At 73.0% G+C, this 9641-nt stretch carries 10 protein-coding genes and 1 riboswitch; of the genes, 4 read left to right on the forward strand and 6 right to left on the reverse strand.

Annotated elements, in window-relative coordinates:
• Window positions 1-136: 136 nt before the first annotated feature.
• Both VGO20_RS00015 and VGO20_RS00020 read right to left on the reverse strand, forming a co-directional pair.
• Window positions 137-823 (reverse strand): hypothetical protein, encoded by a 687-nt coding sequence (locus VGO20_RS00015; RefSeq protein WP_327500216.1) that lies wholly within the window; start codon window positions 821-823, stop codon window positions 137-139.
• Between the two features lie 72 nt (window positions 824-895).
• Window positions 896-2986, reverse strand: coding sequence for a M3 family metallopeptidase (locus VGO20_RS00020; RefSeq protein WP_327500217.1), 2091 nt, complete (start codon window positions 2984-2986; stop codon window positions 896-898).
• A 111-nt stretch (window positions 2987-3097) separates the two neighbouring features.
• Here VGO20_RS00020 and VGO20_RS00025 point away from each other — a divergent pair, with 111 nt between their 5' ends.
• The 3 genes from VGO20_RS00025 to VGO20_RS00035 all read left to right on the forward strand — a co-directional run bounded on the left by VGO20_RS00025 (window position 3098) and on the right by VGO20_RS00035 (window position 5209).
• Entirely contained in the window at window positions 3098-3802 is a 705-nt protein-coding gene (locus tag VGO20_RS00025) for an AzlC family ABC transporter permease (RefSeq protein WP_327500218.1), read from the forward strand.
• On the forward strand, window positions 3796-4119 hold the full coding sequence (locus tag VGO20_RS00030; protein ID WP_327500219.1) for an AzlD domain-containing protein: 324 nt from the start codon (window positions 3796-3798) through the stop codon (window positions 4117-4119). Before VGO20_RS00025 ends, VGO20_RS00030 begins: the two co-directional genes overlap by 7 nt.
• Before the next feature lie 277 nt (window positions 4120-4396).
• Window positions 4397-5209 carry a GNAT family N-acetyltransferase gene (locus VGO20_RS00035; RefSeq protein WP_327500220.1) on the forward strand — a complete coding sequence of 271 codons (813 nt, stop codon included), beginning with the start codon at window positions 4397-4399 and terminating at the stop codon, window positions 5207-5209.
• A 473-nt stretch (window positions 5210-5682) separates the two neighbouring features.
• On the opposite strand, the gene VGO20_RS00040 is transcribed toward VGO20_RS00035, so the two are convergent.
• Complete coding sequence (locus VGO20_RS00040) at window positions 5683-6594, reverse strand: LysR substrate-binding domain-containing protein (protein WP_327500221.1); 912 nt, start codon at window positions 6592-6594, stop codon at window positions 5683-5685.
• Window positions 6595-6658: 64 nt separating this feature from the next.
• On the opposite strand from VGO20_RS00040, the gene VGO20_RS00045 reads away from it, so the two are divergent.
• Entirely contained in the window at window positions 6659-7552 is an 894-nt protein-coding gene (locus tag VGO20_RS00045) for a DMT family transporter (protein ID WP_327500222.1), read from the forward strand.
• Window positions 7553-7569: 17 nt separating this feature from the next.
• Here the strand turns inward: VGO20_RS00045 and VGO20_RS00050 are convergent, their stop codons facing one another.
• The 3 genes from VGO20_RS00050 to VGO20_RS00060 form a co-directional block, all read right to left on the reverse strand.
• Window positions 7570-8139, reverse strand: a complete 570-nt coding sequence (locus tag VGO20_RS00050) for a manganese efflux pump MntP (protein ID WP_327500223.1) — start codon at window positions 8137-8139, stop codon at window positions 7570-7572.
• Between the two features lie 87 nt (window positions 8140-8226).
• Window positions 8227-8323: riboswitch (yybP-ykoY riboswitch) on the reverse strand.
• Window positions 8324-8350: 27 nt separating this feature from the next.
• The gene (locus tag VGO20_RS00055) at window positions 8351-9190 is read right to left on the reverse strand and encodes an AraC family transcriptional regulator (RefSeq protein WP_327500224.1); all 840 of its coding nucleotides are present in this window, start codon (window positions 9188-9190) and stop codon (window positions 8351-8353) included.
• A 61-nt stretch (window positions 9191-9251) separates the two neighbouring features.
• Window positions 9252-9641 (reverse strand): amidase family protein (locus VGO20_RS00060; protein ID WP_327500225.1); only part of this gene is annotated, 390 nt, incomplete at its 5' end.

The following is a 9641-nucleotide window of genomic DNA, read 5'->3' on the forward strand; positions in this document are numbered from 1 at the left end:
TCGGCCGGCACGAACTCGTGAAGCGAAGGCGGAAGCAGCCAGCCTTGATCCACGTCCCACGGGCGAAAGCTCTTGGTCATTCCCGCAGCGAATCACGCCCGCTCCGCATCGTCCAGCCTTTTACTCGGACACACTCCTAGAACCGCCGGGACGCCAGCACCGTGACCGCGGCCCGGGCCACGAAGGCGAGCCACAGGGAGATGCCGACGAACTTGGCGCCGTCCTCGATCACGTAGCTGACGAAGTCCACCTCCAGCAGCCCCATCATGCCGACCAGCGCCGGGTTGTCGAACACGAAGCTCGCGGCGAAGAACAGGCCGGCCGGGACGAGCAGCACGAGGCCGCCGTCGCGCATCAGCTCGCGCAGGAACACCAGCCCGTAGACCAGCGCCAGGCCGAGATAGCCCGCCTTGATGTAGCGCTCGCCGATGCCGGCCTCGGGCAGGACCTGCTCGTGCAGCAGGAAGGCGTCGTCGACCAGCAGCACCGCCGTGAACAGGCTCGTCGCCAGGAAGAAGCGGCGCAGCCGCGCGTCGCCGCCGCGCCGGCGCAGGACCTCCCAGGCCACCAGCGCGACCGCGGCCGCGGCCGACCAGAACATCAGGCCGAGATTGGAGACCATCCCCCCGGCCGGACTGAAGCCGTAGGTGTCGGCGGGGTCGTTGAGCAGTTCCCGGTAGGTCAGGCCGTCGGCGAGGCCGAGGGCGGCGGCCAGGATGGCGACGCCGCCGCCGCACCCCGCCGCCAGCCAGACCAGCGGCCACTGCCGGCCGACGGCCCGGCGGTCGGCGGCCGCCGGGTGGAAGCGGGGCCAAGCCGTCATCTGCGCGTCCATTGTTACCGTTCCATGACAATGCAACACGCTAGTGAACATTCCGCTCCCTGCCGACCCGCTTTAATGGACGAGACCCCGCTTTTTCAGCAGCATCCCGATATCCGGCCCTCTGCCCCGGAAGGCGACGTAGAGATCCATGGGATCGCGGGTGTCGCCGGCGGAGTAGACCTCCCCCAGCCGTGCCGCCAGGCCCGGATCGAACGCGTCTCCCGTCTCCTCGAACGCGCCGAAGCCGTCGGCGTCGAGCACCTCGGCCCACAGATAGGCGTAGTAGCCGGCGGCATAGCCGTCGCCCGCGAACAGGTGCTGGAAATGCGCGGGGCGGTGGCGCGGCCGGATCGCGTCCGGCATGCCGATCCGCGCCAGGACCTCGCGCTCGAAGCCGTCGGGGTCGAGGGAGCCCGGGTCGCGGTGGCGGTGCAGTTCCAGGTCCAGCAGGGCCGATGCCGTGTACTCCACGGTCGCGAAGCCCTGGTCGAAGGTCCGCGACGCGAGCAGGCGGTCCAGCAGCGCGTCGGGCATCGGCTCGCCGGTCCGGTAGTGGCGGGCGTAGCGGCGCAGGATCTCCGGCACCTCCAGCCAGTGCTCGTAGACCTGGGACGGGAACTCGACGAAGTCCCGGCGCACGCTCGTCCCGGACTGGGACGGATAGCGCACCCGGCTCAGCAGCCCGTGCAGCGCGTGGCCGAACTCGTGGAACAGCGTCCGCGCGTCGTCGAAGCTCAGCAGCGTCGGCGCGCCCTTGGCGAAGTTGTTGTTGTTGACCACGATCGGCGCCACCTCGCCGTCGAAGCTCTCCTGCAGGCGGTAGCTGTTCATCCACGCGCCCGAGCGCTTGCCCGGCCGGGCGAAGTTGTCGTGCAGGAACAGCCCGACATGCCGGCCGTCCGCCCCCTTCACCTCGTAGGCGCGCACGTCGGGATGGTAGAGGGGCAGGCCCTCGCGCTCTTCGAAGGTGATGCCGAACAGCCGGCCCGCGACGTCGAAGGCGGCGCGCACCATGTCGTCCAGGACGAGGTACGGCTTCACTTCCGCCTCGTCCAGGTCGTACTCGGCCCGCCGGACCTTCTCGGCGTAGTGGCGCCAGTCCCACGGCTCCACGGCGCCGTTCATGCCGTCGGCGCGCGCCGCCGCCTCGATCGCCCGGCGCTCGGCCCCGGCCCGGGCCCGCGCCGGTTCCCAGACCCGCGACAGCAGGCCTTCGACGGCATCGGGCGTCTTCGCCATGGAATCGGCGAGCCGGAAATGGGCGTAGCTCGGATATCCCAGCAGCGCCGCCTGCTCGGCGCGCAGCGCCGCGATCTCGCGCAGCAGCGGCCGGTTGTCGTGCGCCGACGATATCTCGCCGGCGCCGCGCGCCGATGATATCTCGCCGGCGCCGCGCGCCGACCAGGCCTCGTAGGCGAGGCGGCGCAGGTCGCGGCGCGTCGAGAAGGTCAGGAACGCCTCGATCGACGAGCGGGCGAGCGTGACGACCCGCCGCCCGTCGAGCCCGCGCTCGCGCGCCGCACCGGCGGCGGCCTCGCGGGCGAAGTCCGGCAGCCCGTCCAGGTCCGCCTCGTCCAGGACGAGCTGCCACTGCCTCTCGTCGTGCAGCACGTTCTGCCCGAACAGCGTCTGCAGGCTCGCGAGCCGCGCCGTGATCTCGGCCATGCGCGCCTTGTCCGGCCCGGACAGCGCGGCGCCGGCGCGCACGAATAACAGGTGCAGGCGCTCCAGCAGCCGCATCTGGTCCGGGTCGAGGCCGAGCGACGCGCGCCGCGCGTGCAGGTCGGCGACGCGCGCGAACAGGCCGGGGTCGAGCGCCACGCGGCTGGCGTGGCGGGCGAGCTTCGGCGCGTAGTCGCGCGCCACCGCCTCCATCTCCCCGTCCGACCGGCTGCCCAGCAGGTTCGAGAACACCGCGCCGACCCGGCGCAGCAGGCGCCCGCTCCGCTCCAGCGCCTCGACCGTGTTCGCGAAGGACGGCGGCTCGGCCGAACCGGCGATCGCCGCGACCTCGGCCTCGCGCTCCTCCATGGCGCGCTCGAGGGCGGCCGGGAAATGCGCGGGGCGGATGCGGTCGAAGGGCGGCAGGCCGAAGGGGGCCGTCCAGGCCTGCGTCAGAGGGTTCTCCGCCAGGGGGGTCTCGACCAGGGGATCTTGGGTCATTCCGGCGCCGGTACAGTGATGAAGGGGAAGGCTGCGGGACGGGAATATGGGGACGCGCCCGGGCGCGGACACCCCTTCCCCGGCGCCGACCGCCGGTCTATACCGCGACGCATGTCCACACGCTCCATCCCCGGCCACGCGTCGCCCTGGCGCCGGGCCTTCGCCGCCAGCCTGCCGATCCTCGCGGGCTACGTCCCGATCGGCATGGCGTTCGGCATCCTCTGGGTCCAGCAGGGGCTGGAGCCGATGGGTGCCGTGCTGTTCGGGCTGCTGGTCTATGCCGGCGCGTCGCAGTTCATGGCCGCCGGCATGCTGGCGGGCGGCCAGGGACCGGTGGAGATCGCGCTGACGACGCTGGTCCTGAACGCGCGCCACGTCGTCTACGGCCTCGCCTTCCTCGACCGTTTCAAGGGCTGGAGCGTGGCCAAGGCCTATTTCGCCTTCTCCCTGACCGACGAGACCTACGCCCTGCTCGCGGCCCGGCCGCCGTCCGGCCGCGAGGAAGGGGCGGACTTCCTGTGGCGCGTCGCCTTCCTCAACCAGGCCTACTGGGTGGTCGGCTGCGCGCTGGGCGCGCTGGTCGGCGGCCTCGTGCCCGACGCGCTGGCCGGGCTCGACTTCGCGCTGACCTCCCTGTTCCTGGTGCTGCTCGTGGAGCAGATGCGCGTTGCCGAGCGGCGGACCGCGGCACTCCTGGCGGGCGCGCTGGCCGCCGCGGGGATCGCCGCCCTCGGCCCCGCGAACACGCTGCTGCCGGTGCTCGCGGTCGCCCTGTCGGCGGTGGCGCTGGTCGGGCGGAGGACGCGGGCATGGTGAGCGCCGAGGTGCTGCTCGCCGCGGTCCTGATGGCGGGCGCCACCGCCGTCAGCCGGTTCCTGCCCTTCCTGCTGGGCGACATCGGCGACCCGCGGCTGCGCCGCCTGTTCACGGAACTGTTCCCGCCCGCGATCCTGGCCGTGCTGCTGGTGTATTTCGCCTGGGGCGCCGGTACCGCCTCGGGGCCGGCCCGCGCCGCGCAGGCGGCCGGCGCGCTGGTCACGGTCCTGGCCCATCTCGGCTTGCGGAACCTGCTGCTCTCGGTCGGGGCGGGGACCGCGGTCTGCATGCTGGTCGTGAACCTCTGGCCGCAATAGCGGCCGGCGGCTTCGCCGCGCGCGGTGGGTAAATCCTGCCGCGGCGCGGAAAATCCTGCTCCGCCCGGAAGCTTCCGCCTCCTCCCGCGCGCGCCGCGGCCGCGTCCGCCGGCCCCAGGCGAGCGCGACATGCTGCCCGCGGCCGCCGCGCGATCCCAACATCTTGCGATCGCATGCGGCGATCGCGCCGCGCCGCGCGGGCTTGGCCCCCGTGGCACGGGCCTTGCGCTCCGGTTGTTCAGTCGATGCCGAGCGGCACCGAACTGGGGAGGAGCGGATGCTCGAAGACCAAGACCACGACCGCGTCCAGGAGTTCCTGCGCATCTGCCTCGACCGCATCGCGGCGCGGGGCTTCGACTTCCGGGTCGACCCGGACCTGTCCGGCTGGGCGGCACACATGCGGGCGGCGCCGGGCATCTCGGCGGTCAACCCGACCTTCGATCCCGACGTCTGCCGGCTCGACCGGTCGAACGGCTTCTGGATCAAACTGGTCGGCGACGGCGGCCGCATCGTCGCCTGCCATGCCGCACGCCTGTTCGTCACGCCCGATTTCCGCCAGGAGATCGTCTCCGAGCGGCTGTGGCACGACAAGGGGCTGCGCGCGCTGGGACGGGTCGAGCTCGCCCTGCCTGCCGGCATGGAGGTCCTGTCCGGCCGCGTCGTCCACGAGGGCGGGGCCTGGGTCCATCCCGACCACCGCGCCCGCGGCTACGCCGCCACCATGGTCGCGGTGCTGCGCGCGCTGGCGCTGCGGCAATGGGCCTGCGACTGGTTCAACGGGATCTGCCTCGAGAAGATCGCGAAGTCCGGCGTCGTCTTCAACACCTATCACTTCACCAGGATGGTGCCGTGCACGACCGGCTGGTGCCCGCCGGTGGGCCGCGACGCGCCGCTGTGGATGCCCTACATGTCCCGGGCCGAGTGCCTAGCCCAGATAGCGCGATGGATAGACGAAGAACGAAACGACGCGCTCGACCTGGCGGTCTTTGAGGACCGGCACGAGAAGACGGTGGTACGCATGCCCGTTGTAGCTGGTGAAGATGTGGTGGGCGGCCGGCGCGCACGCCAGCGTAACGGTGTCGAGGTGTGAGATCAGCAGGTCCGTGTACTCGCGGGGCGCGGGCGCCTCGCGGACCGGCTTGCCCCGGAAGCCGACGCTGTCGTTCAGCGGCATCCCCGATCCCGTGAAGCGGATGCGGGGATTTTCCGGTTCGCTGACGTCGTACATGTTGACGTTGGCCAAGTCGAACAGCGGGTACAGCACCTCGAGCCGGCAGTCCTCCGGCGCCATCCAGCCCCGGGCATGGAAACGGTCCAGGACCGCTTTGAACGGCTGGCCGGGCAAGCGCGCCAAATACTCCGCCGTTACGGGACGGACTTCGATGACGTCGGGCAAAGGCGATCGGTGCAGTCGGATCACGTTCATGGCGTCGACCGGTAGGACGACATCACCATAATGCATTATGTGAGCGGCGCGACCAAATACTTCGTATGCGATGGAAAGTGATCTCGGGGGCGTAGACCATGCCGTCCATCCATCCCGGCGGTTCACGGGCACGCGGTTCACGGGCACGCGGGCCGCAGGGCCAGCAGCCGGGCGACGAGGCGGTCGACCGCGGCATGGCGCGGTCGCCGGGTCGTGACGACGTGGAAGCGCAGCGGGCTCTCGGCCCGCAGCGCCGAGACCGGCTGCAGCCCCAGCGCCCGGCACAGCGGCGCGCCATAGGGCTCGCGCAGGATCGCGATGCCGAGCCCCTGCGCCGCCGCCATCAGCGTCAGGTCGTAGTCCGGGAACGCGCGGTCCCGCGGCCGGCGCTCGTAGTCGATCCCGGCCGCCGACAGCCACGTGCGCCAGACCGTGTCGGTGGTGTCGTTGATCAGCGGGTATTCCAGCAGCCGCTCCGCTGTCGCCTCCGCCCCGCCCCCGACGCCGGCCGCGCCGGCGATCCCGGCGGCCACGGCGGCGCTCGCGACCGGCACCAGGGTTTCCCCGAACAGCGGCACGGCCGACACGCCGGGCCAGTCCCCGCGCCCGTAGCGGATCGCGATGCGCGCGTCCGACAGGCTCATGAAGCGGTGGTCGATGTCCGGCTCGACCCGCAGGTCCTGCGGCCGTCCCTCGAGTGCCGCGAGGTTGGGCAGCAGCCACAGCCGCGCGAAGGAAGGCACGATGCCGACCCGCACGACGTCCACCGCCGGGCCGCGCCGTCCCGGGCCGCGGCCGTCGTCGAGCAGCGCCAGCGCCTGCTCGATCCGGGCGACGAGTTGCTGGCCCTCGTAGGTGAGGCGGACGCCCCGGCCGTGGCGAACGAACACGACGCAGCCGGCCCAGGCCTCGACGGCCGCCACCCGCCGGCTGATCGCGCCATGGGTGACGTCGAGGGCGGCGGCCGCCGCGGAGAAGGATCCCGTCGCGTCGGCGCTGATCACCGCCTGCAGGGCCTCCAGCGGCGGCAGGAGTGAGCTGTGCTGCATTCTCACATCTGAATGTCGACTGGCGCTCTATGTCAAGCGGTGTTCCCGTGGCACACAGGAAGCCATGACGACCGACACCGCCCTCACCCCTCCGCGCCCGCGCCTGCTGCCCGTCCTCGCCGTGCTGGGGACGATCGTGACCTGGGCCGGCTCCTTCCCGGCGATCGGGATCGCGCTGCGCGAGCTCGACCCGCTGCCCCTGGCCGCGATCCGCTTCGCCCTCGCCTCGGTGCTGGCCCTGGCCTGGCTGGCATGGCGGCGGCCGGCGCGCATGTCGCGGCGCGACTACGGCGTCATCGCCGTCGCCGGCGCCCTCGGCATCGCCGCCTACAACATGCTGCTGAACACCGGCCAGGCGACGGTGTCGGCCGGCGCCGCCAGCTTCATCGTCAACACCCAGCCCCTGTTCATGGCGATCCTCGCGGTCCTGTTCCTGCGCGAGGCGCACAACCGCTGGAGCTGGGTCGGCAGCACGCTCGGCCTCGTCGGCGTCGGCGCGATCGCCTGGGGCCAGCCCGGGGGCTTGAGCTTCGGCGCCGGGGCGAGCCTCGTCCTCGGCGCCGCGGCCTGCGCGGCCGTCTTCTCGGTGCTGCAGCGCCCGCTGTTCGCCCGGCACGACCCGCTGCACGTGACCTCGCTGGTGCTGGTCGCGGGCGCCGTGGCGCTGCTGCCCTGGCTGCCCGCCGGCATCGCGCAGGCTTCGTCGGCCTCGGGCGCGTCCGTCGCGGCGGTCCTTTTCCTCGCGGTCGCGCCGGCCGCGATCGGCCAGACCTGCTGGGCCTATGCCATCCGGTCCTTCGGCGCGGCGCGCGCCGGCCAGTTCCTCTACCTGATCCCGCCCTTCGCCACGCTGCTCGCCTTCGCCCTGCTGGGCGAGGTCCCGGGCACGGTGACCTTGCTGGGCGGCGCGCTGGCGCTGCTCGGCGTCCTGATCGTCAACATCTGGGGACGGCGGTGAAGCGGTGAGGCGCAGCCTCACCCCGCCGCGGTATGCTGGATCAGGATCCTGGTGCCGATCGCGATCAGGCCCACGCCGCCCGCGAACTCGGCCCAGCGGCCCAGCCGCGCCCCCACCGCGCGCCCGACCATGACGCCGCCGGACGCCATCGCGAAGGTGACGGCGCCGATCAGGACGACGGTCGTCACGACCTCGACCGCCATGAAGCGCAGCGTGACGCCCACGGCCGTCGCGTCGATGCTGGTCGCCAGCGCGGCGAGCACCAGGGCCGAGGAGGCATGGCGGGCCGGCCCGTCCTTGGCACTCCCGCCGCCGCCGGCCAGGGCATGCCACGACATGCGCCCGCCGACGACCAGCAGCAGCAGGAACGCGATCCAGTGGTCGACGGCCTCGATCGACCCCGCGAAGACCGATCCCAGCGCCCAGCCGACCAGCGGCAGCGAGAACTCGAAGGCGCCGAAATAGGCCCCGATCCGCACCGCCTCCGAGACGCTGGGACGGCGCAGCGCGACGCCCTTGCCGAGCGACGCCGCGAAGGCGTCCATGGACAGGCTGAAGGCGAGGGTCAGGGATACGGCGAGCGTCACTGGGTACGGCCCCGGCCAGCAGGCATACCGGTGGCGACACGTCGCCCGGCTGGCCGTCGGGCAGGGTCGCGCCACCGGTCTCGCCTCGCCCGTGCGGGCCGCGCACGCCACGAAGCGTGCGCTCCGAGCATGTTGACGTGCGCCCCGCCGTCCCGGCGGGTGGCTACTCCCCAATGATGGCCGGGTTCCTAGCGTAGCGCCGGCCGCGATGTCAAGGCGGCCCAGCCCGCACCGGCACCCAGATCTCGTAGCCGCCGGTCCCGCGCCGGGGATCGAACGCCTCGCCGTAGCGCTCGAAATCCGGCGCGTCGGTGACCTGGTATCCCGACCGCGGGAGCCAGTCGAGGCAGATCGCCCTCCATGCCTGCGGGATCGTCGAGACGTGCTCGCGCAGGCGGAACACCGCGTAGCGGTGCGCCGGGATGCGCACCGGCACGAGATCCGCCGGCACGTCGCGGTCATCGCGCACCCGCACCCCCGCCAGGTAGTCGAGGCCGTCCCCGTCGGCGCAGCGGCACACGCCGAAACTCTCCGGCCCCACCCGGCCGGGGAGGGTTTCGGCATGGGGATGGAAGCATTGCCACTGGGCGGGGATGCCCGCCCGCCCCTCTCCGTCGTACCGCCGCTCCAGCCCCGCGACCAGCAGCGGCCCGCCGTCCTCGATGCCCGGCGGCGGCAGGTCCATGACCGGGCCGCCGCCGATGCCGGCCGGCTCGACCAGCGCCAGCCCGTCGAGCCGGCGCCGCGCGCGGACCGCCTCGGGCGTCATGCCGAACCGGTCGTGGAACGCCCGCGTGAAGGCCTCGTGGGAACCGTAGCCGGCGTCCAGCGCCACGGCCAGGATGTCGGGCGCGCCGGCGGCAAGTGCCCGCGCCGCCTCGCTTAGGCGCCGGCCGCGCACGTAGCGCATCACCGGCATCCCGGTCGCGGCCGCGAAGGCGCGCACGGTGTGGTGGCGCGACACGCCGGCCGCCGCCGCGACGTCCGCGAGCGAGATGTCGTCCGCGAAATGGCTCTCGACGAACCAGAGCGCCTTCTCGACCGCCCCCATTCAAGCCCCCGCCGCCCCTTTACTCCCCCCGGGGGCCATGATCGCGCATCCCGCGGCGGCGTCAACCGGCCGGCGGGGCGCGGAAGCCCCCGAACTCCCGCTCCAGCAGCGCCGCGAAGCCGATCGTGGTCCGGTCGCCCAGCGGCGGGCCGACGACCTGCACGCCGACCGGCAGTCCCGCGGCCGTCCGGTCGACGGGGACCGCCGTGGCCGGCAGGTTCGCGAGCGACGCCATGCTCGACCAGGCCATCTGGTCGGCGAAGGCCGTGTCCCGGCCGTCCACGGCCAGCCTGCGCGCGTCCGGCGGCGCGTCGTCGTGGCGCGGCGCCGCCGTGCCGAAGGCCGGGGCCACCACCACGTCCCAGTCCAGGAACACGGCCTCCCAGCGCCGGCACAGCTCCGCCTGGGCCTCCAGCAGCACCGCGCGGCGCGCCCCGCCCGCGCCGTCGGA

This window comes from Arenibaculum sp. (assembly GCF_035998295.1).
GTDB lineage: Bacteria > Pseudomonadota > Alphaproteobacteria > Azospirillales > Azospirillaceae > DASYHS01.